Raw genomic sequence first — 20,917 nt, 5'->3', positions numbered from 1 at the left:
GAAAGTAATAAATCTAATATTTAAAATCTGACATCTAATGTCTAATAACAAAAGAATTTTCGTAGAAAAAAGAGGAATTTTCGATGTTGAAAGTCCAAAAATTTTTGATGAAGTAAAAACGGTTGTTCCGTCAGTCAAAAACGTAAAAGTATACAATGTATATGATATTTTTAATTTGAATGATGGTGAGTTCGAAAAAGTGGTTAACAGCACTTTCGTAGACCCTGTTACTGATATTTTACACACGGAGAATCCCGCAGAGATGATCTATTTTGCCATGGAATTTTTACCTGGCCAGTATGATCAACGTGCTGATTCTGCACAACAGTGTATTGCTTTGCTGACTGAAAATGAAAAGTCTAAAGTGAGAAGTGGAAAATTGATCGAATTTGAAGGTATTTCAGAGGCTGATCTTTCAAAAATAAAAGATTTGCTTATCAATAAGGTGGAGTCTCAGGTAAAAGACTTAGCGGTTTTAGACATTCCTGCAGATGAAGTTCCAACGAAAGTTTTAATTCACGAAAATTTCATCAACTTCAATGACGCTGAGTTAGAGGATTTCTATAATCAACACGGATTTGCATTAGGATTGGATGATTTGAAATTTATTCAGGAATATTTTAAAACTGAAGAAAGGGATCCAACGGAAACTGAGCTTAAAGTTTTAGATACCTATTGGAGTGATCATTGTCGTCATACAACATTTGAAACAGAATTGTCAGACATTCAGTTTGAAGGACAATTTAAACATACATTGGAAACTATTTTCAATGACTATATTGAAAAAAGAAAATTCTTGGGTCGTGAATTAAAGCCGATCTCTTTAATGGATCTGGCAACAGTTTGTGGTAGATATTTCCATAAAACAGGTAATCTGGACAACTTAGTTGTTTCTGATGAGATAAATGCTTGTACTATTCAGATTGAAGCCGAATACGATGGTAAAAAAGAACCTTGGTATTTATTATTTAAAAACGAAACTCATAATCACCCGACAGAAATTGAACCTTTTGGTGGGGCTTCGACTTGTTTAGGTGGAGCGATCAGAGATCCGTTATCTGGAAGATCTTTTGTTTTTCAGGCAATGAGATTAACGGGTGCTGCTGATGTTTTAGAATCAGTGGATCAGACTCTACCTGGAAAATTACCTCAGAAAACGATTACAAAACAAGCTGCAAACGGATATTCATCTTATGGAAACCAGATTGGTTTAGCAACTACCATGGTCTCTGAAATTTATGATGAAGGGTATAAAGCAAAAAGAATGGAAGTTGGTTTCGTTACCGGAGCTGTTCCCGTAGATTGGGTAAGACGTGAAAAGCCGGCTGATGGGGATTCTGTGATCATCTTAGGAGGAGCAACAGGAAGAGATGGAGTAGGAGGAGCGAGTGGAAGTTCAAAAGTACAGGATGAAAACAGTATTCATACCATGTCCACTGAAGTTCAAAAAGGAAATGCTGTTGAAGAACGTAAAATTCAGAGATTGTTCAGAAATCCTGAAGTTACCAGATTGATTAAAAAATCAAATGACTTTGGTGCTGGGGGTGTTTCTGTAGCGATTGGAGAAATTGCAGACTCTTTAGAGGTAAACTTAGATGTATTACCATTAAAATATGAAGGACTTAACGGAACAGAGCTTGCTATTTCTGAATCTCAGGAAAGAATGGCGGTGGTTGTGGATCCAAGAGATAAAGAACAATTCATCAAATACTGTGAGGCTGAAAATATCGTAGCTGTAGAAGTAGCGAAAGTTACAGATTCAGGAAGAATGCAGATGTTCTGGAAAGGAGATAAGATCGTTGATCTTTCAAGAGCATTTTTAGATACCAATGGATGTGCTAAAAGTCAGGAGGTAAAAATTACTCATCTTGAAGAGGTAAAGCTTGATGACAAAGCTTTCTCAGAAGAAGCCTTTTTAAAGATCTTAAGTGATAAAAATGTAGCTTCTCAAAAAGGATTGTTAGAGATGTTTGATGGTTCCATTGGTGCAACAACAGTTGCTATGCCGGTTGGAGGTAAATATCAGCAGACCCTGATGGAAGGAAGTGCTCAGACACTGCCTATCCTGGGAGCAAAAAATATAGAAACTGTTTCTTTGGCAAGTTGGGGATTTGATGCTGAAATTTCAAAACAAAATTCATTACTTGGAGCATCGTATGCCGTAGTAGAAAGTGTAGCTAAGATCGTTGCCATGGGTGGTGATTATAAGAATATAAGATTAAGTTTCCAGGAATACTTTGAAAAATTAGGACAAACCCCTGAAAAATGGGGTAAACCTTTGGCATCTCTTTTAGGAGCTTATGATGCTCAAATTAATCTTGGATTAGCTGCAATCGGAGGTAAAGATTCTATGAGTGGAACATATCAGGATCTGAATGTTCCGCCAACACTGATCTCTTTTGCTTGTGCTGATGGACAAAAGAAAAATGTCATTTCTCCGGAATTTAAAGCAGCCGGAAATAAACTGTATTTCTATAACCATATTGCTCAGGAAAATGGCCTTCCGGATTATAACAGTTTAAAAGCAGTTTATGATTTCATTTTTGAAAATATTAAAGCTGGAAAAATTGTTTCCGTAAAGACTGTTAAAGATGGTGGGGTCGCTGTAGCAATAGCAAAAATGAGTTTTGGAAACAGACTTGGGGCTGAGGTCAATGTTGAAGATAATACTTTATTAGCTAAAAATATAGGCAGCCTGATCATTGAAGCAAAAGAAGAATTAAGTTCAACGGGTCTTCAGTTGATTGGAGAAGTAAAAGATTCTGGTACTTTGAAAATAAATAATCTTGAATCTAAAATCTCGGAACTCGAATCTGCACATACCAAAACTTTCGAAAATCTTTTTCCAACGGTTGAAAAAGAAAAGATCACGGTTGAACTGGATGAGAAATTAAATTCAACAACTCCAAGAAATATTATCATTAAAAAACATGGAATTGCTCAACCTAGAGTTTTTGCTCCTTTGTTCCCGGGAACGAATTGTGAGTATGAAACACTAAATGCATTCCACAAAGAAGGTGCTGTTGTAAACAGTTTACCATTAATAAATATCAATCACCAATTGCTTGATGAAAGTATCGATGCATGGGTGGAAGAAATTAAACAATCTCAGATCTTAGCATTCTCAGGTGGATTCTCAGCAGGAGATGAACCGGATGGATCTGCTAAATTTATCGTGAATGTTCTGAAGAATGAAAAGATGAAAAATGCTGTTCATGATCTATTGGATAGGGACGGGATGATCATTGGAATCTGTAATGGTTTCCAGGCATTGATCAAATCAGGACTGTTGCCTTACGGGCAAATTAAAGATCTCGATGAAAATTCTCCAACACTCGCCCATAACGCAATAAGAAGGCATATTTCTCAAATGGTTACTGTAAAAGTGATAAATGATGAAAGTCCGTGGTTGAAAGGAATGAAAGATCAGACTTTTACAATTCCGATTTCTCATGGTGAAGGCCGTTTTATGGCTTCTGAAGCAGAGATTGAAAAGCTATATAAGAATGGTCAGATTGCAACTCAATATATAGATTTTGAAGGGAATATTGCCCATGGAATGCCATTCAATCCAAATAATTCGCTATTCGGAATTGAAGGAATTACCAGTCCATGTGGAAAAATATTTGGTAGAATGGGACACCCTGAGCGTTTTGCAGAAGGGCTAATGAAAAATATTCCAACTGCGAATTACCATAATATCTTTAAAAATGGAGTCGAATACTTCAAATAAAACTCATAAGAAAATGATCGCCATTAATGGCGATCATTTTTCTAATCTATCAGAATTCTATGAAGAAGCTTCCAGGGTTTTAATGAAAAATGTAGATTGGAAAGTGGGCACACTGGATGGTTTTGATGATATCCTTTATGGAGGTTTCGGAATTTTTGAAAACAATGATGAGGTTGAATTAACTTGGATGAAATCTGAAAAGTCAAAAAATGATTTAGGATTAAAAGCTACCCGTGAATTTTATGAAAGAAAAATCAAACAAGGAAAACCTTTTAATGTTGAAATGATTCAACAACAATTACATGAATTGATTTCAGGAAAAGGGCAAACGTTGTTTGATATTCTAATAGAAATTATTGAATCACATAAAAATATTGAACTCATTTTAGATGAGGTAAAACAATAATGAAGAAAATGATATATGGACTGTTCTTCGGAGACAGTATCACTTACGGAGAATATGATGGTGTATTTGGAGGCTGGGTGGATATTCTGAAAAGGTATGCATTACAGAAATTTCATGAAGGAAGTAATGAAGTTATTATTTATAATTTAGGAATTGGTGGCGAAACAACGGAAGGATTGATAAAAAGGATTCCACATGAATTAAAAGCCAGGAATTCTTCAGAAGGAAATATTGTCTTTCTGGCTTACGAAGCCAATGATCTGGCCATAAAAGAAGGAAAACAAATGGTACGTCCTGAGCAGTTTAAAGTTAATATTGAAAAGGCTATCCAGCATGCAAAACAATTTACAAATGATATCTATCTGGTAAGTATCTTACCATTTTCTAAAAATGTAGATGGAGTTGTAGTAGCTTCAGGAAAGCTTAGAACCAATGCTGAGGTATTGATATACAATACAATCCTTCAGGATATTGCTATTGAAAACACGTTTATCTATATCGATTTTTATACCGCATTTTTGGAAGATAAAGAGATTTTACTTTCTCAGGATGGAGTTCATCCCAACGAAAAAGGCTATGGAATAATGGCCGAAATTGCTATACCAATCATCGAAAAATATTTGTAATGCCCTACTTATTCTCTTATGGAACCTTACAGAAAGAACAGGTTCAGATCGAAACATTCGGAAGATTACTGAAAGGTGAAAAAGATATTCTGACAAATTATACGCTTAAAATGCTGGAAATTACTGATCCGGAAGTGTTAAGAAAAAGCAATGAGAAGTACCATCCGATTTTAAAATTTTCAGGGATCCCTGAAGATGAAGTGGAAGGAGTACTTTTCGAAGTGACAGAGGAAGAAATTCTTAAGGCTGATGAATATGAGGTGGATGATTATAAAAGAATAGAAACCACTTTCAAATCAGGAAAGAGGGGATTTATTTACGTGGGAAAATAGTTATTGTTAGAATATATTATAAAAAAGCCTGTTAAATTTAACAGGCTTTTTTTAGATTTATTGAACATTGATCCATAAATCGGTCCCAACTGTAAAAGCTTCAGCAAAAAATGAATAAGTAACACCATTTAGTGTTCCTGAATCACTTATGTGTGGCTGTGCTCCTGTACAGTTTTGATAATATCCAACAGATCCGCTTAAAAGTGGAATGTTACCAGGATTCTGTGGATCTCTCAGCTGAAACTTCATATAAGCCCATCGTTCATTATATGCCATAGCTGGCGTAATGGAAGCGGCAGGTATTATGTTTCCATTAAACCAATTATCTATTGGATAGGGGTGTGCTGCAGCTGTAGTTGATGATTCAAAAGTTTTGTAATCTGTTAAACCTCCGGGAGGTAAAATGATACTTGGACCCTGCGCTTGAAAACCACCACCACATGTAGTTGGATTGACTGTGAATAATGTATAATGTAATTCTAATGTATGATTTGCTTTGTCATTAAATATATGTATATTTTCAGTACCATCAATTGGATTGTTTTGTGCAAAGATGGCAAGGCCTGAACTCAATCCGAGAATAATAAATATCTTTTTCATGTTTATTAGTTTTTAGAATTTTGTTTGATTTTGCTTAATTTTTCATTGTAGATTTTTACAGCCCAGGTTAAAATTTTGTCCCGATCTCCTTTTGTTGTGTTGGTGATTTCTTTTTCGTTCGGACCAGTAGATTTTATTAACTCCAAGGCTGATGGAATAAGAATATTCTTGCGTCTGTCATTAAGTTCAAGTGATTTTTTATTTCTTATTTCTTCAGGAGTCTCACGGTTTTCGGGGTTCGAAAGACTCTTGATGGATTTTTCAAAATCTAAAATTTCTTTACTTTTTGTGATTTCAATTGGATTAGGTACCGAGGTTTCTGTAGCACAAGAAACCAATGATGCTATGATGATAGCATAAAACAGTTTGATTTTCATATTAATGATATAATTAGTTTGAAACAAATATATTAATTTATATCATTATCTAGTGATAAAAAGTCAGTGTGCTGAGTGTTGTGTTGTGTATTTCATAAGTATAAAATCAATAGATAACGATAAAGGAATAGAAGATATTCTTATGAAAACGATCAAATATTTGTCACTCTATTGTACTAGGTTCTTAATGACAGGTGCGTTTTACTAAGGTGCAAAAATCTGCTTGATCTGTATAATCTGCAAGAAATCAAAATGAAAACCTTAGCTGAAAATATATTTCCAGTAAACCAAAATCCCAACAATAACCGAAACAATACTCATCAGGATAACAGCTCCCGCAGAAATATCCTTAATAAAACCTATTCTCTTGTCAAATTCAGGTTGGATAATGTCACAGATTCTTTCGATGGCTGTATTGAAAATTTCAGCAGTTAAAACCCCGAAAGAAACAATAAGAATTAGAGTCGCATCAATGCCGGAAAGCTGAAAATAAAAGATAAGAATGAGGTTAACCAGAAGAGCAACACACTCGATTTGGAAGTTTCTTTCTGTTTTTATCATCAAAAAACACCTCGAAAAGCATTCTGGAAACTTTTATGAATAGGTGGTTTACGCATGATAAATAAGATTATGTACAAATATAATTAATTGCTTAAAGAAAATGCCTATCTTTAGTCCTTTATGATAGTTTTGCTATCAAAAAAATGTACCGGAAGTAGTTTTAAAAATCTTTTACTCGTTGTTAATAACTCTCAGAATTATATTTTTTAATCTATTTTCTATTTATTATATTTGTAAAAATTTATTTTTAAATCTATGAAATTTATTATTTCAAGTGGGGAACTGCAGAAGGCTTTGCAAACTGTAAGTGGCGTAATATCAAGCTCTCAATCGAGACCGATTTTAGAAAACTATCTTATCGAGTTAAACGAAACTCAAGTTACCATTACAGCATCTGATGGCGAAACAACTCTTGTAACTTCTTTGGAAGTGAAGTCTGATGATTCGGGTAAATTTGCTGTTCCTGCTAAAATTTTTCAAGATTTTATCAAAACGTATGGTGAACAACCTCTAACATTGTCTGTAAAAGATAATGCGGAAGGAACAGGCAGCCAACTGGAGATTTTGGATGAGAAAGATAATTTTGCGGTAGCATTGGATAATGCAGATGACTATCCTGAATTACCGGAATTTGATGCTTCTCAAAGTGTGACAATGTCTGCAGGAGTTTTATCTGAAGCACTTACCAATACGCTTTTTGCAACTAGTAACGATTCTCTTCGTCCTGTAATGACAGGAGTTCTTTTCCAGTTTGGAGAAAATGAAACAAATTTTGTTTCTACAGATTCTCACAGATTGGTTGTTTACAAAAGAATGGATCTGATGAATGCTGAACCAATGGAATTCATCATGCCTAAAAAACCTTTAAATATTTTCAAAAATATTTTAGCAAGTTCGAATGAAGATGTTACCATCGATTTCAATGAAAACATGGCTAAATTTACTTTTGGCAAACATATCTGGATCTGTAGATTGATCGATGGAAAATATCCTAACTATACAGCGGTAATTCCAAAAGAAAACCCGAATGTATTAACGATCAACAGAAACCTTTTATTAGGTGCGATCAAAAGAGCATCAATTATGTCCAATAAATCAACTAATCAGGTTAGATTTAAATTGTCTGCAAACATTCTTCACCTTCACGCAGAAGATACAGAATATGCAAACAAGGCTGATATGCAGATTCCTTGTGATTACAATGGTGAAGATATCAACATCGGATTTAGTTCGAAGTTCTTAACTGAAATGTTGACGATTCTTGGTTCTGATGATATCACCATGAAAATGTCTCAACCAAATAGACCCGGAATTATTGAACCTCTGGATGGTCTTGAAGAAAACGAAAATATCTTAATGTTATCAATGCCAGTAATTGGGTTGTAAAATTAAGTTAAATGAAATAACAGAGGTTTTGAATTTTCAAGACCTCTTTTTTTGTTTTTACATTGAGTTGAGAAGTTAAAAATTTCGTTATTTCTTAAAAAAACACGACCTTTGTAAACGCAAAATTTGAAGTAAAGTTTTTCAAAATAATACAGATGAAACCGCTTAATGGTTGAGTCTGAATGATAAAAAAATAGATTTAAGCAGATGAAAATATCAAATAACTGGCTGAGAGATTACATAAAAACGGAATTGAAAACTGAAAGAATCGGTGAATTCCTTACTGATATAGGTCTTGAGGTTGAAGGTATAGATAAATTTGAAAGTGTAAAAGGCAGTTTAGAGGGAATTGTTGTAGGTAAAGTTTTAACCTGTGAAAAACATCCAAATGCTGATAAACTAAAGAAAACAACTGTAGATATAGGAAACGGAAAAGTACTTAACATTGTTTGTGGTGCTCCCAATGTTGAAGCAGGACAAACAGTTCCTGTAGCAGTTGTTGGAACAAAAATCTATGATAAAACCGGAAACTTTTTTGAAATCAAAGAAGCAAAGATCAGAGGTGAAGTTTCTCAGGGGATGATTTGTGCTGAGGACGAATTAGGTCTTAGTGAGGACCATGGTGGAATAATGGTTTTAGATGAAACTCAATATGAAGTTGGGAAGAATTTTGCAGATTATTTTGAATTGACAAATGATGAGGTTATCGAAATTGGTTTAACACCAAACAGAACTGATGCAATGTCACATTATGGTGTTGCTAGAGATCTATACGCTTTTCTTTCAACCAATCAGCAAAAAGCACAGTTTGAAAAAGTAGCTTCTGAAGCATTAAATAATGAGGGATCTCACAGTTTTACTTTAGAAGTAGAAGATACTGAATTATGCCCAAGGTATATCGGAGCAGTTATTGAAGACGTAAAAGTAGCAGAGTCTCCGGCTTGGTTAAAAAACAGATTGAAAGCAATTGGTTTAAGTCCTATCAACAACATTGTAGATATTACAAACTATATTCTTCACGGATTCGGACAGCCACTCCATGCTTTTGATGCAGATAAAATAGCAGATAAAAAAGTAAAGGTTGGAACGGTAAAAAAAGGAACGAAGTTTACTACTTTAGATGGTGTTGAAAGAACTTTAAATGGTTCTGAAGTCATGATCAAAGATGGAAAAGATAAACCAATGTGTATTGCCGGAGTTTTCGGGGGTGCCAATTCTGGAGTTTCTAACGAAACAAAAACTATTTTCCTGGAAAGTGCTTATTTCAATCCGGTAGCAGTGAGAAAAGGAGCTAAGCTTCATGGTTTGAATACAGATGCATCTTTCAGATTCGAAAGAGGTGTAGATCCCAATATCACAAGAACAGCGATCACCCATGCGATCAAAATGATCCAGGAAATTGCTGAAGGAAAACTGGTAGGTGAACTATTGGAAGAATATCCGAAGAAAATTGAAGACAGTTACGTGATTATAAGATTTTCTAAAATTGAACAGATTTTAGGAACTAAAATCCATAGAGAGAAAGTAAAAGAGATTTTAAAAGCTCTTGAAATAAAGGTTTTAAATGAAATTCAGAATGGACTGGAGATCTCTGTTCCTGCTTACAGAGCGGATGTAACAAGAGAAATAGATGTTATTGAAGAGATCTTAAGAATCTACGGATACAACAAAATTGATGCTCCACAAAAGATCTCATTTACACCTGTTAAATTAAGTGCAAATGATCAGGATGAGTTGGAAAACAATTGGGCAAGAACTTTACAAAGTGTAGGTTTCAATGAAGTAATGAACAACTCATTAACTTCTGTAAAGGATGAAACTGATGCTGTGAAGTTATTGAATCCTTTAAGTGGTGATTTAGCATTTATGAGAAAATCTTTATTGGAAGGACTTCTTCAAAATGCCATCTATAACATCAACAGAAAAAATCAGAATATAAAGTTCTTTGAATTTGGAAAAATTTACCACAAAAGAGCTCAGTATGAAGAAAGAAAGCAACTGGCTATTCTGGTTTCCGGAAGAGATGTAGCAGAAAACTGGTTACAGCCGAAATCGGCAACAGATTTTTATAATTTGAAAGCATACGTAAAGGTATTATTAGAGAAATTGGCAATCGATTATAAAGAAGTTGCTTTATCTGATGAAAGATTCTCTGATGCATTAGCTTATGAAGCAGATGGGAAAATTTTAGTAAGAATCGGGAAGGTTTCTACAAATCTATTGAAAGATTTTGATATTGATCAGGATTGCTTCTATGCTGAAATAGAATTGGAATTGGCTCAGCAACTACGTTCTACAAACGAATTAAAGTTCAAAGATATTCCTAAATTCAATAAAATAAGAAGAGACTTAGCTTTGTTGATTGATAAAAATATTACTTATCAGGAATTATATCAAACAGCAAAAAAGAATAAATCTCCATTTATCAAGGATATTAATTTATTCGATGTATATGAAGGGAAAAACCTTCCTGAAGGAAAAAAATCGTATGCTATGAGCTTCGAATTGCTGAATGAAGGAAAAACTTTGGAAGAAAAAGAAATCTCAGAAGTAATGGATTCTTTAATTAAATCTTTCCAAAAAGAATTTAATGCGGAATTGAGATCATAAAAGAATATTATAAAAATAATATAGTAAAAAGACGGGTTAGCCCGTCTTTTTTGTTGCTAATTGCCATAGCTTTATACTAAATAATTTCACTAATATAAAGTTCTGCAGTATAATAAAATTCTTTGAAAAGCGTTTAAATAATATAATTTCCGTAAATTTGGTTAAATCAAAAAAGAAAAAAATGAAAAATCTTTTTTTAAGTATAAGTGCAGCCGTGATTTTGGCGTCGTGCGGAACTATGTCAAGCGCATCTGCTTCAAAAGTAGGGAAATCTCAACCGTCATTAGTGAATACGAAATGGACATTAGCAGATAATGTAAAAGGAAAAATTCCTACATTGAATATCGAAGGAGAAAAGATCAATGGAAATGCAGGATGCAACAATTATTTTGGAACAGTGAAGTTGGATACTTCTACAGGTAATTTTGCTGCGGGCCAAATGGGTTCTACAAAAATGGCTTGTGATAATATGAATGTAGAGCAGAACTTTATGGATATGATGGGGAAAGCTAACAAATATGTAATTTCCGGAACTACATTAGAACTATACAAAGACAATCTTTTATTATTGAAATTTAATAAATCAGAATAAAAAATAAAAGGAACTCAATTGAGTTCCTTTTTTATGCTTTAATGTTTTTTCTTATTCTTCCTCTTCTTCATCGTACTTAGCCAATTCTTCGTCACACCATTTGAATGCTGCTTCTACCACTTTAGTAGCTTCATCTGCCATGGTCTCTTCATCGTCGCCTTCCAAATCATCTAGCCACTCAACTTCTTCTTCCTCAACGTTTAAGATAAATCTTGGGTATTCAGTATGAACCACGAATAAATCCTCAGGAAATTCCGAATTATCTGCTAATAAAAACTTTGGTAATTTCATTTTTTTAATATTTTAACTTTCTCAAAGATAATAAAATTATTGATACTTGTTCTTGTCGATTCTAATTTTTTGTAAAACTTTATATCGCGTTAATGTGGTTTTTTGTAAGGTGTCTTTTGGCTTAAAAGTTAGACTTACATTAGGATTTACCGTGCTTATTAACTCCGCAATTTGTATTTTTTCCAGATCTTCTTCAGTTTCAATATAGAATTTAATAGGGATATTCTTTAAATTTTCGGATTGTAAAAACTGTTCTATATTCTTTCTGTTTTCAAGATAGTTTCCTTTCGAAAGCCAGGTGAAAAAGACACCAGATAATAAACTCAATGCTCCAATTACATATACTTTAATATCAAAAAGGCTAAATAATTTTTTGAAATATACCAACCAGATCGGAAAGCTGAATGGCGCAATTAATCTATAATCTAATGGATTTACAGAGTAAAAATATTGGACAAAATAAGAACATATAATACCTGAAATACCAATACCAATAAAGAAAAATTCCGTCTCTGAAAGTTTGCTTCTTACAAAGAGAAATACCATCAACAATATATTGAGAAGGCCAATTCCATAAATTGCATAATTTATCAATCCGCCACCCGGATCTGCCATATGAATAAACGGGTTGAAGGAGGTCGTAAGCCCTTGAAATAATTCTTTTAACAGTTGTGAAGTAGGATGTAATCCCATTTCCAGAAATTGATTGATATAGCTTTCATTAAAATAATCTAAAAATAGAAACTTATAGGCAACGATGAAAATACATCCTATCATTGCTGAGACTATAAATATTTTAGCATATTTTTTTTTCCAAACCATTAATCCAAAAAGTCCGGTTCCACCAATAATGAATAATGAACTGTAACGGATATTATATAGTGCTATTAAAGATAAAGAAAGGTAGAATATGGCTTTCCATTTCTTTAATTTTCCAATGATAATTAAATGAGCGGTGTATAAGAATAGAAATACGAAAGGAAGGATCAATGCTTCACTCATCGTATATGCATATATCGAAATAAAGCTGAACAAAGCACTGATAACAATGGATTCCTTAGGATAAAAATTCTTTTTCCAAGAAAAAATAACGATGAATAGGAAGGCCAGAATTCCAACAAGTTTACTGCTCCAGAATTCATCAAAACCAAAATAAGTAAAAAACTTAATACTTAAAGGATATCCCAATGGAGTGGTTGTATTATCAATTGTTGGAAACACATGTGCAAATCTCATGTAACGGATCGAGTCCGGATTTACCCTGCCTTTTTCGTTGAGTAAAAAACGTAAAATGGTCATCACTATAGTAATGATGACCAATGATATCTGAATATTTTTTTCTTTAATTTTCATTAAGCTGCAGTTCGTTGATTAACGATTATAAGTATTTTTAGCCATATCGCGATATAACGTACAACTTATGTATTTAAAACTATTTTAAAAACATTTTTGAAACCTTCTCTGCTTTTTTGCTTTCAGAATAATCATAGAACCCTTCACCGGATTTTACACCTAGTTTTCCTGCCATCACCATATTTACCAATAATGGATTTGGAGCATATTTAGGATTTTTAAAACCGTCATACATTACATTAAGAATTGCAAGACATACATCAAGACCAATAAAGTCTGCTAATTGGAGAGGACCCATTGGATGAGCCATTCCCAACTTCATTACAGTATCAATTTCTTCAACACCGGCAACACCATTATAAAGAGTTTCAATAGACTCATTGATCATTGGCATTAGAATTCTGTTGGCAACGAAACCAGGATAATCATTAACTTCCACAGGAACTTTTCCTAATGTTTTACTCATATCATAGATGATATCAAAAGTCTCTTTAGAAGTAGAATAGCCTTTGATAATTTCTACCAATTTCATAATAGGAACCGGATTCATAAAATGCATACCAATCACTTTATCAGCCCTTTTTGTTGCAGCTGCTATTTTTGTAATAGAAATAGAAGAAGTATTAGTTGCCAGAATACAGTTTTCAGGAGCAAATTCATCCATTTGTCCAAAGATCTTTAATTTCAGATCCTGATTCTCAGTAGCCGCTTCTACAATTAAATCTGCTGATCCAACAGCATTTTTAAGTTCAGTAAAAGTGGTTATATTTCCTAGAGTTTCTGCTTTTTGTTCTTCTGTAAGGTTGCCCTTTGCAATTATTCTGTCGAGGTTGGTGGTAATGGTTTTTAATCCTCTATCTAAAGCATCTTGAGATACATCTACCAGGTTTACCTTAAATCCGCTTTGCGCAAAAGTATGTGCAATACCATTTCCCATGGTTCCAGCTCCGATAACTACAACGTTTTTGATCATTTTTCCTTAAATTAAATTATTTTTTATAGATAGTTAAATTTCTTGAATTTGCTAAATCAGCTTTTGTAAGAATTTGTGTTTCATCAAAATTCACATTTCCTTCACTGCTTTTATTTTTTTTCATGTTTTGTAATGAAACAGCTGTTTTCAGACCTGATATAAAATTGCTTTTTTTAGTTTTTGATAAGGCATCAATTCCTATATATAGATTAAACTCGCCTTCTCTTCCTAAGCCACTTTGTCTGTATATTTCAAAGGGTTTGGTCTTGTTTTTTTTCTGAAATTGAGATATGTAATTGATAACAGGTTGTTCGGAAGGAGTTCCGCAACAAATACTTGCGTAACCTACTTGCAAATAGTTTTGATTCTTTTGTGAAAAAAAGAATGTAAAACAAAAAATGCTTAGAAGTATGGCTGTTTTTTTCATTTTAATACATTGAGTTAAGTTTAAGCAAAGTTTTCTACCGATTACCTGTAGTCTTTTTCTTTGTCCTAAAATTAAGCTTTAAAATTTACTTATTAAAATCATCCCAAACGGCCTTGGAAATATCCGAAACAATTTTGCAGTTTACAACATCTGTTTCAGTTGAGTTGCTTACAAATACAGCAATTGCATAATGCTTCCCATTAGATAATGTGATAATTCCCATATCATTTTCAGCACCAGTCAGTCCATTCTTATTTTTTCCCGAAGAACCCGTTTTATGAGCAATAGGGGTGTTTTTTGGAAGCTGTTCAATTAATTTATTCGTTCCCGTTTTTGTTCCAAGCATTACCTGCATCAGATAATCAGTAGATTTTTTAGAGAGTAGTTTTCCCTGATAGAACTTTTTTAAAACTTCTGCAACTGAATTGGTTGTACTATAATTTTCATATTGTGCATCCCAGCTTTTGTGCATTTCTTCCTCATTGAATTTGATCTGGAAATTTTTAACTCCTTTGGAATTCATAAATTTCTGAACAGTAGCGGTTCCACCAATTAAGCGCAAAAGGATATCACAGCCATTATTATCACTCTGAGCGACTGTAAAGTCGATAATTTCACTTAGTGGAAGTTCGATATTACCATTAGGATATTTCTCTCGTAATGGGGACCATGTATCATCAAGAAGGTCAGACTTTTTCACTAAGATTTTCTTGTGTAATGATAACTTTCCTTTATCTACAAAGTCCAAAACGGCACTGGCAATATGAAATTTGAAAACACTCTGCATCGGAAGTTTTTTCTCTCCGTTCTTATTGTAGTTGAAGGGATCTTCAATTCCCAGGACAGAAACTCCTACTGTAGCATTTTTGTTATTAACAATCGAATTTATAGTTTGCTCCAGAGCTGTTGTTTGTGCAAAGGAAAATGCCGAAATAAAAAGAAATAATAAGCCTGCTTTTTTCATAGCAGTAAATTTAAAAAATAAATCCCTTTTAGAACTTAAAAAGGGATTTGTAATTTAATATAATTATTATTTCACTTCAAAATAGTTGAGATTTACACCATCATTTTCAAAAACGATCCTGATTTTGTTTTCACCTTTTTTCAGGTTGATACCTTTAGCTGAAATTGTTTTCCATTTATCTTTACCTTCTGTGGACGACAATGAAACACTTGCTAATTCGTTTCCAGATGCATCTGAGATTTTTATTTTAGATTCACTACCACTTGCATATCTGATGTCGAAAGTATAGCTTTTATCTGTTTTGCTATTGATGGTATATTGGATCCATTCTCCCTTTTCTGTCTTTCCTACATAGTATTGATTAGTGATTTTATCGTTACATGGATAAATATCAACCCCATCATTTCTCATTTGATGACCAGCATTCCATTCAGACCTTTTAGCAGGATCACTTACCCAGAGATTAACGAAATCATTGTCCATATACGCGGAACCCATCCTTCCTAAATCATAATCTGTAGCAAAAACCCTTCCTGGTGCATTGTGATTTTTAAATGGTTTCGTAGAGTCATCCGTTGTCTGTCTGAACATAGCATCTACAACATCATTTTTAATTTCAGTATTATTGAATTTATAATTATCAGCAATCTTCATTAAAGCTTTTGTTGCCATTTCTTTTGATGGCTTTTCACCACCGTTTTTCCAATAATCCAGCAATTTCTGATATTCCGGAGTGATCTTTACATTGGCAATACCCGCTGTGTTGTCAATCTTTTTCATTGGCCAGAAAGCGTAGCCAATATTGTGTTTATTCATCAACTGTATCAACTCTGTAAACCACACATTAGAGTTTTCCCCTGTTTCACCTAACCAGATCGGTATATTGTGTTTTTCTCTTAGCTCGAGAATGCCTTTTATTGTGGCATCATCATTATTGTTCCAATATTTATGGAAGCTGAAAACCATATTGTTATCCCAAAGTGGTATCAATCCGTTGTAATTATTTCCCCAGCCATTTCCTTCAAGGATAATAATGTGCTTTTTGTCAACCTCCCGGATAGCGGTGGTAATATCCTTTTGTAATTTCCAGAGAGGAGCATTTGACATTTCATCCGTTCCATTTGGGTTTTTCCCTGTGAAGTTGATGTTTGGCTCGTTGATGAGATCATAACCTCCAATCCATGGCTCATCCTTATATCGTTCAGCAAGTTTTTTCCATAAGGCAATTGTTTTTTTCTGATTTTCTTCACTGTCCCAAAGTGAAGGTTTTGATTTGTCATTATCAGAAATATTCACATCGTTTCCTTGTCCTCCAGGTGCTGCATGAAGATCGAGGATAAGGTATATCTTATTGTCTGCACACCATTTTAATAAATCATCTGTCATTTTAAAACCTTCTTCTAACCATGTATTCTGGCCTTTTACTGACTCTTTTTCAATAGGTAAAGTATACAGATTGTAATGCATTGGAAGTCTGATAGAATTGAATCCTGATTTAGCAAGAAAATCAATATCTTGTTTTGTAATTCCATTCTTCAGATAAGCTTTGTAGAATTCATTCATTCCATCCTCTCCAATAAGCTCAGAAATCTTCTGTTTGATTTTATATTGTGGACCTGCAAAATCTGCTGTTTTAAGCATATAGCCTTCCTGCAACATCCATCCTCCTAAACCTAAGCCTTTAAGCTGGATATTCTCACCTTTGTCATTAACGATTTTTTGACCATTTGTTTTTAATAATTGCGATGTCCCAAATTGAGACAATAAAAGTGCGGATAGTAGGATGGTTCTTTTCATAGTTTGATTTTATAAGATTATGGGATTACTTTTAGAATTAAATGTTTAGTAATCACAAATATATTTAAAAATTATTGAATTAAAATTAAAATTCCTCTCTAAATAGGTGAACTATTTAAAGAGGAATAAATTTTATGCTGAATATTATTTGTAGATGATAATCATCATATTCAGAAATGAAGTATTAGGATCTTCTGAAAACTACAATCTATATAATCTAGCTGATCAGTTTCATAATTTCCAAAGCGATTTTCAAAGCTTCAGTTCCATCTTCCAATGATACTTCTACATTTTTATTTTGTGTAATAGAATCTGCAAACGAATTTAATTCATCAAGGATAGCATTATTGGGCTGGATGTTTGGATACTCAAATAAAATCTGATTTTTTTCTCCATCAGCATTTTCAATGATCATATCAAATGGAGTAGGTACTTCAGGAGCATCTTTCATGCGGATCACCTCTGCTTTTTTCTCAAGGAAGTCAACGGAGATATAAGCATCTTTCTGGAAGAAACGACTTTTTCTCATCGCCTTCATAGAGATTCTTGAAGTCGTAAGATTGGCAACACATCCATTTTCAAATTCTATTCGTGCATTTGCAATATCCGGAGTTTTACTTACCACACAAACGCCACTGGCATGAATGACCTTTACTTTAGATTTAACCATGCTCAATAAAATATCCAGATCATGGATCATTAGATCCAATACAACAGAAACATCCGTTCCACGAGGATTAAACTCTGCTAATCGGTGGATTTCAATAAACATTGGGTTTTTGATGTATTCTTTAGTTGCCATAAAAGCAGGATTGTATCTCTCAACGTGTCCTACCTGGGCTTTAATCCCATTTTCACGACATTTATAAAGGATTTCTTCTGCTTGCTGAAGCGTTTGGGTAACAGGTTTTTCAATGAAAAAATGCAGTCGCTTTTCGATCGCTTTCAGAGCGTAATCATAATGATAAACCGTTGGTGTTACAATATCCAGCATATCAATCTGGTCCAATAGATCATCAAAATTTTCGAAATATTTGTAACCGAATTCGGCTTCTAATTTTTTTCCGTTTTCTACATCTTTGTCGTGGAAACCTACAAAATCATACCTATCTGATTGATTGAGAAGTTTTAAGTGTATTTTCCCCAAATGTCCGGCACCTACCAAACCTGCTTTCAACATAGCTTTTTTAATTTTTGTAAAGATATAAATTAGGTACGAGATTTTAGATATAAACACTTTTGACTTTAATCAGCAAAAATTCCTGCTGTTTCCTGAAATCTAAAATCTAATCCTTATTTTTGTGATAAACTAGTACCTGCAACCTAATAACTACTATCTAATGACGCAAGATTCGTTTGTACATAAAGGAAAAAGAAAAATCTTAGTTGAATACCTTCAGCAAAGAATTGGGATTACGGATAAGAATGTACTTTCGGCAATGAATGAAGTTCCGAGACATCTTTTTATAGAAAGTATTTTTGAAGATTTTGCCTATGAAGACCGTGCTTTTCCAATTCTCGCACATCAAACTATTTCTCATCCTTCAACAGTTGCTGAGCAATCAGAACTTTTACAGGTGACACCGGGAGAAAAAATACTTGAAATCGGAACAGGGTGTGGATATCAAACTGCTGTTTTATTGGCTATGAAAGGTTTGGTATACACTGTTGAAAGACAAAAGGATTTATTTGATTTTTCGAAGAAAAAATTTAGAGAGCTTCATCTTTTTCCAAAATTTCAAAGCTTTGGTGACGGTTTTGCCGGACTACCAACGTTTGCCCCTTTTGATAAGATCATTGTTACTTGTGGAGCATCCGTCTTACCAACAGAATTGTTGAAACAGTTAAAAGTAGGTGGGAAAATGGTTATTCCTTTGGGTCCAACCGATGAACAGGTTTTATATAGGTTCACAAAAATTTCTCCGACTGAAATTGAAAAAGAGGAATTCGGAGCATATAAATTTGTTCCAATGCTTAATAATACCAATACATAAATATGATACATCCTGATATTACAGATTATAATAATACACAGTCGAAGTCAGATCAGGAAATCTGTATACAGCTATCTCTTATTATTGATGCTGAATTACAGGATGCAGAAAATAAAATCTGGCATAGGCATCCTGTATGGTTTCTGGATGGAAATCCTATTGTGGGATATAGTAAATTAAAAGATTCTGTGCGTCTGCTATTTTGGAGTGGACAGTCCTTTGGTGAGGAAGGTCTAAAAATAGAAGGAACTTTTAAGGCAGCAGAGAAAAGATATACTTCCAAACAGGAAATCAGTGAAGATGATTTGAAAAGATGGCTTGAAAAATCTCGACAAATCCAATGGGATTATAAAAATATTGTTAAAAGAAAAGGAGAATTGATTCGGTTAAAATAAACTGTAATTTTGATTTAAAATTTCAATAATTCTATAATCCTTTTCTTAGAGGAGATCACCAAAATTGTTCATTAAAAATAATATTACGGAGGTGTTTTTCGGAATAGAAATTGAAGTATTCTTATGACGAAATCACTTAAATCTTATTATTATGGACACAAACAGATTTAAATCATCACACGATTTTAGTAATATCCAGAAAAATATCTCCAATAATCCAGGATATAGTCTTGATGGATATGCTCAGCAGGCAAAGGATTATGTAAATGATATGAAAAGCAAAAATCAGGAAACTACAAAGAGTTTTATGAACCACACGCAAAAATCAGCTAAGGATGTTTGGAATGAGATTCAGGAAATGACTTCCGGGGACTGGGATAAGAATAAAGAACAATCAGAAGATAAGTAATAATTTTTAAATAATAAAGTTATGGCCTCACTTATATAAGGAGTGAGGTTTTTTATTTAAAAAATGTATAAATATTAAACAATGAAAGTATTCATTAATAAAAGAATTCCGGAAATTGGAATAAAAATGCTTGAAGATGCAGGATTAGAAATAACTATACCTGAAAATGATAACTTATCTCATGAAGAGTGGCTTAGCTATTGTAAAAATACAGATGCTATTTTAAATGTAGGAAATCATTCATTTGATAAAGATTTTTTTGAACAATGTCCAAATGTAAAAGCAATTGCTCTATATTCTGTAGGTTTTGATCATGTAAATATAAAGGAAGCTAATCATAGAAATATACCTATTGGAAATACACCAGATGTATTAAGTAAGGCGACTTCCGATGTTGCTTTTTTATTGATGCAATCGGTAGCAAGAAGAGCCAGCTATAATTTTCAGAAAGTAAAAGAAGGAAATTGGGGTGATTTTGATCCTTTGCATGCTTTAGGTCAGGAATTGTACGGGAAAACTTTAGGTATTTTCGGATTGGGACGAATAGGTTTTGAAATGGCAAAGAAGTCTCTGAAAGCTTTCGATATGAGTATCATTTATCATAATAGAAGTCATAATGAAGAAGCTGAGAAAGAATTGAATGCAAAATACGTTTCTTTTGATGAGCTGGTTGAACAAGCCGATGTTTTAAGCATTCATGCTAATTTTGTACCTGAGCAGAAAGATCTTTTTAATAACCTGGTTTTTGAGAGGATGAAACCTAACGCTATCTTCATTAATACAGCCAGAGGTGGTTTTCATAATCAAACAGATTTATATGAAGCATTAGTTTCAAGGAAAATCTGGGGGGCTGGTTTAGATGTTACCAATCCGGAACCAATTCTAAAAGATGACCCTATATTAGGATTATCTAATGTTTGTATACTTCCACACATTGGTTCAGCAACAATTGAGGCCAGAAACGGAATGGCAAAAGTTGCCGCGGAAAATATCATTGCATTTTCAAAAGGGGAGAAGATGATTCATTGTGTGAATCCTGAAGTTTACCATAATTAAATGAAACTTGGAATTATTTTTGTTCTATAACATTT

21 protein-coding genes are annotated in these 20,917 nt (G+C 33.5%); 11 read left to right on the top strand and 10 right to left on the bottom strand.

Going from position 1 to position 20,917, the window contains the following annotated elements; genetic code table 11:
- The first annotated feature begins 37 nt into the window (after positions 1-37).
- Genes NG806_RS07945 through NG806_RS07930 form a run of 4 tightly spaced genes read left to right on the top strand, consistent with a single transcriptional unit; the run spans position 38 to position 5,097 of the window.
- Positions 38-3,733, top strand: coding sequence for a phosphoribosylformylglycinamidine synthase (locus tag NG806_RS07945; protein ID WP_261512613.1), 3,696 nt, complete (start codon positions 38-40; stop codon positions 3,731-3,733).
- Positions 3,711-4,139 (top strand): ribonuclease inhibitor, encoded by a 429-nt coding sequence (locus NG806_RS07940; RefSeq protein WP_261512611.1) that lies wholly within the window; start codon positions 3,711-3,713, stop codon positions 4,137-4,139. Before NG806_RS07945 ends, NG806_RS07940 begins: the two co-directional genes overlap by 23 nt.
- Positions 4,139-4,765 carry an SGNH/GDSL hydrolase family protein gene (locus tag NG806_RS07935; RefSeq protein ID WP_261512610.1) on the top strand — a complete coding sequence of 209 codons (627 nt, stop codon included), beginning with the start codon at positions 4,139-4,141 and terminating at the stop codon, positions 4,763-4,765. Before NG806_RS07940 ends, NG806_RS07935 begins: the two co-directional genes overlap by 1 nt.
- Positions 4,765-5,097: a gamma-glutamylcyclotransferase family protein gene (locus tag NG806_RS07930; RefSeq protein WP_214831529.1), complete on the top strand. Its 333-nt coding sequence runs from the start codon at positions 4,765-4,767 to the stop codon at positions 5,095-5,097. Before NG806_RS07935 ends, NG806_RS07930 begins: the two co-directional genes overlap by 1 nt.
- A 57-nt stretch (positions 5,098-5,154) precedes the next feature.
- Here NG806_RS07930 and NG806_RS07925 read toward each other — a convergent pair whose 3' ends face one another.
- The 3 genes from NG806_RS07925 to NG806_RS07915 form a co-directional block, all read right to left on the bottom strand.
- The gene (locus tag NG806_RS07925; protein WP_261512609.1) at positions 5,155-5,697 is read right to left on the bottom strand and encodes a hypothetical protein; all 543 of its coding nucleotides are present in this window, start codon (positions 5,695-5,697) and stop codon (positions 5,155-5,157) included.
- 5 nt (positions 5,698-5,702) lie between these two features.
- A complete protein-coding gene (locus tag NG806_RS07920; protein ID WP_261512608.1) occupies positions 5,703-6,074 on the bottom strand; it encodes a hypothetical protein in 372 nt (123 codons plus the stop codon).
- Between the two features lie 261 nt (positions 6,075-6,335).
- A complete protein-coding gene (locus tag NG806_RS07915) occupies positions 6,336-6,635 on the bottom strand; it encodes a diacylglycerol kinase family protein (RefSeq protein WP_261512607.1) in 300 nt (99 codons plus the stop codon).
- A 255-nt stretch (positions 6,636-6,890) separates the two neighbouring features.
- On the opposite strand from NG806_RS07915, the gene dnaN reads away from it, so the two are divergent.
- The 3 genes from dnaN (at position 6,891) to NG806_RS07900 (ending at position 11,223) form a co-directional block, all read left to right on the top strand.
- Complete coding sequence (gene dnaN, locus NG806_RS07910) at positions 6,891-8,021, top strand: DNA polymerase III subunit beta (RefSeq protein WP_089026989.1); 1,131 nt, start codon at positions 6,891-6,893, stop codon at positions 8,019-8,021.
- Between the two features lie 207 nt (positions 8,022-8,228).
- Complete coding sequence (gene pheT / locus NG806_RS07905) at positions 8,229-10,631, top strand: phenylalanine--tRNA ligase subunit beta (protein ID WP_214831525.1); 2,403 nt, start codon at positions 8,229-8,231, stop codon at positions 10,629-10,631.
- 181 nt (positions 10,632-10,812) lie between these two features.
- Positions 10,813-11,223: an META domain-containing protein gene (locus tag NG806_RS07900; RefSeq protein ID WP_214831524.1), complete on the top strand. Its 411-nt coding sequence runs from the start codon at positions 10,813-10,815 to the stop codon at positions 11,221-11,223.
- Positions 11,224-11,274: 51 nt separating this feature from the next.
- Here NG806_RS07900 and NG806_RS07895 read toward each other — a convergent pair whose 3' ends face one another.
- From NG806_RS07895 to NG806_RS07865, 7 genes are all read right to left on the bottom strand, one after another.
- Positions 11,275-11,514 carry a hypothetical protein gene (locus tag NG806_RS07895; RefSeq protein WP_007845674.1) on the bottom strand — a complete coding sequence of 80 codons (240 nt, stop codon included), beginning with the start codon at positions 11,512-11,514 and terminating at the stop codon, positions 11,275-11,277.
- 36 nt (positions 11,515-11,550) lie between these two features.
- Positions 11,551-12,867: a hypothetical protein gene (locus NG806_RS07890; RefSeq protein ID WP_261512603.1), complete on the bottom strand. Its 1,317-nt coding sequence runs from the start codon at positions 12,865-12,867 to the stop codon at positions 11,551-11,553.
- A gap of 79 nt (positions 12,868-12,946) precedes the next feature.
- Entirely contained in the window at positions 12,947-13,837 is an 891-nt protein-coding gene (locus NG806_RS07885) for a 3-hydroxybutyryl-CoA dehydrogenase (protein ID WP_214831700.1), read from the bottom strand.
- 19 nt (positions 13,838-13,856) lie between these two features.
- The gene (locus NG806_RS07880) at positions 13,857-14,267 is read right to left on the bottom strand and encodes a hypothetical protein (RefSeq protein ID WP_214831522.1); all 411 of its coding nucleotides are present in this window, start codon (positions 14,265-14,267) and stop codon (positions 13,857-13,859) included.
- 85 nt (positions 14,268-14,352) lie between these two features.
- The gene (bla-A, locus tag NG806_RS07875) at positions 14,353-15,231 is read right to left on the bottom strand and encodes a CGA/CIA family class A beta-lactamase (RefSeq protein ID WP_261512602.1); all 879 of its coding nucleotides are present in this window, start codon (positions 15,229-15,231) and stop codon (positions 14,353-14,355) included.
- Positions 15,232-15,297: 66 nt separating this feature from the next.
- The gene (locus NG806_RS07870) at positions 15,298-17,028 is read right to left on the bottom strand and encodes a cellulase family glycosylhydrolase (protein WP_214831520.1); all 1,731 of its coding nucleotides are present in this window, start codon (positions 17,026-17,028) and stop codon (positions 15,298-15,300) included.
- Positions 17,029-17,245: 217 nt separating this feature from the next.
- On the bottom strand, positions 17,246-18,208 hold the full coding sequence (locus NG806_RS07865) for a Gfo/Idh/MocA family protein (protein WP_214831519.1): 963 nt from the start codon (positions 18,206-18,208) through the stop codon (positions 17,246-17,248).
- Between the two features lie 160 nt (positions 18,209-18,368).
- Between NG806_RS07865 and NG806_RS07860 the strand changes: the two genes are divergently transcribed.
- From NG806_RS07860 to NG806_RS07845, 4 genes are all read left to right on the top strand, one after another.
- Positions 18,369-19,022, top strand: a complete 654-nt coding sequence (locus tag NG806_RS07860) for a protein-L-isoaspartate(D-aspartate) O-methyltransferase (protein WP_214831518.1) — start codon at positions 18,369-18,371, stop codon at positions 19,020-19,022.
- Positions 19,023-19,024: 2 nt separating this feature from the next.
- Positions 19,025-19,417, top strand: a complete 393-nt coding sequence (locus NG806_RS07855; protein WP_261512601.1) for a DUF1801 domain-containing protein — start codon at positions 19,025-19,027, stop codon at positions 19,415-19,417.
- Positions 19,418-19,568: 151 nt separating this feature from the next.
- Positions 19,569-19,826, top strand: coding sequence for a prevent-host-death protein (locus tag NG806_RS07850; RefSeq protein ID WP_261512600.1), 258 nt, complete (start codon positions 19,569-19,571; stop codon positions 19,824-19,826).
- Between the two features lie 81 nt (positions 19,827-19,907).
- Positions 19,908-20,882 carry a 2-hydroxyacid dehydrogenase gene (locus NG806_RS07845; RefSeq protein WP_261512598.1) on the top strand — a complete coding sequence of 325 codons (975 nt, stop codon included), beginning with the start codon at positions 19,908-19,910 and terminating at the stop codon, positions 20,880-20,882.
- Positions 20,883-20,917 lie beyond the last annotated feature (35 nt).

The sequence above is a fragment of the Chryseobacterium paludis genome, assembly GCF_025403485.1.
Lineage (GTDB): Bacteria > Bacteroidota > Bacteroidia > Flavobacteriales > Weeksellaceae > Chryseobacterium > Chryseobacterium paludis.
This window is presented reverse-complemented; position numbering and strand designations above follow the sequence as displayed.

Excerpts from the sequence above, each read along its gene's own strand:
- NG806_RS07870 (WP_214831520.1), bottom strand. The coding sequence starts at position 17,028 with ATGAAAAGAACCATCCTACTATCCGCACTTTTATTGTCTCAATTTGGG.
- NG806_RS07850 (WP_261512600.1), top strand. The coding sequence starts at position 19,569 with ATGGACACAAACAGATTTAAATCATCACACGATTTTAGTAATATCCAG.
- bla-A (WP_261512602.1), bottom strand. The coding sequence starts at position 15,231 with ATGAAAAAAGCAGGCTTATTATTTCTTTTTATTTCGGCATTTTCCTTT.
- NG806_RS07920 (WP_261512608.1), bottom strand. The coding sequence starts at position 6,074 with ATGAAAATCAAACTGTTTTATGCTATCATCATAGCATCATTGGTTTCT.
- NG806_RS07860 (WP_214831518.1), top strand. The coding sequence starts at position 18,369 with ATGACGCAAGATTCGTTTGTACATAAAGGAAAAAGAAAAATCTTAGTT.
- NG806_RS07845 (WP_261512598.1), top strand. The coding sequence starts at position 19,908 with ATGAAAGTATTCATTAATAAAAGAATTCCGGAAATTGGAATAAAAATG.
- NG806_RS07895 (WP_007845674.1), bottom strand. The coding sequence starts at position 11,514 with ATGAAATTACCAAAGTTTTTATTAGCAGATAATTCGGAATTTCCTGAG.
- pheT (WP_214831525.1), top strand. The coding sequence starts at position 8,229 with ATGAAAATATCAAATAACTGGCTGAGAGATTACATAAAAACGGAATTG.
- NG806_RS07945 (WP_261512613.1), top strand. The coding sequence starts at position 38 with ATGTCTAATAACAAAAGAATTTTCGTAGAAAAAAGAGGAATTTTCGAT.
- NG806_RS07940 (WP_261512611.1), top strand. The coding sequence starts at position 3,711 with ATGGAGTCGAATACTTCAAATAAAACTCATAAGAAAATGATCGCCATT.
- NG806_RS07900 (WP_214831524.1), top strand. The coding sequence starts at position 10,813 with ATGAAAAATCTTTTTTTAAGTATAAGTGCAGCCGTGATTTTGGCGTCG.
- NG806_RS07915 (WP_261512607.1), bottom strand. The coding sequence starts at position 6,635 with ATGATAAAAACAGAAAGAAACTTCCAAATCGAGTGTGTTGCTCTTCTG.
- NG806_RS07890 (WP_261512603.1), bottom strand. The coding sequence starts at position 12,867 with ATGAAAATTAAAGAAAAAAATATTCAGATATCATTGGTCATCATTACT.
- NG806_RS07880 (WP_214831522.1), bottom strand. The coding sequence starts at position 14,267 with ATGAAAAAAACAGCCATACTTCTAAGCATTTTTTGTTTTACATTCTTT.
- NG806_RS07925 (WP_261512609.1), bottom strand. The coding sequence starts at position 5,697 with ATGAAAAAGATATTTATTATTCTCGGATTGAGTTCAGGCCTTGCCATC.
- dnaN (WP_089026989.1), top strand. The coding sequence starts at position 6,891 with ATGAAATTTATTATTTCAAGTGGGGAACTGCAGAAGGCTTTGCAAACT.
- NG806_RS07935 (WP_261512610.1), top strand. The coding sequence starts at position 4,139 with ATGAAGAAAATGATATATGGACTGTTCTTCGGAGACAGTATCACTTAC.
- NG806_RS07865 (WP_214831519.1), bottom strand. The coding sequence starts at position 18,208 with ATGTTGAAAGCAGGTTTGGTAGGTGCCGGACATTTGGGGAAAATACAC.
- NG806_RS07855 (WP_261512601.1), top strand. The coding sequence starts at position 19,025 with ATGATACATCCTGATATTACAGATTATAATAATACACAGTCGAAGTCA.
- NG806_RS07930 (WP_214831529.1), top strand. The coding sequence starts at position 4,765 with ATGCCCTACTTATTCTCTTATGGAACCTTACAGAAAGAACAGGTTCAG.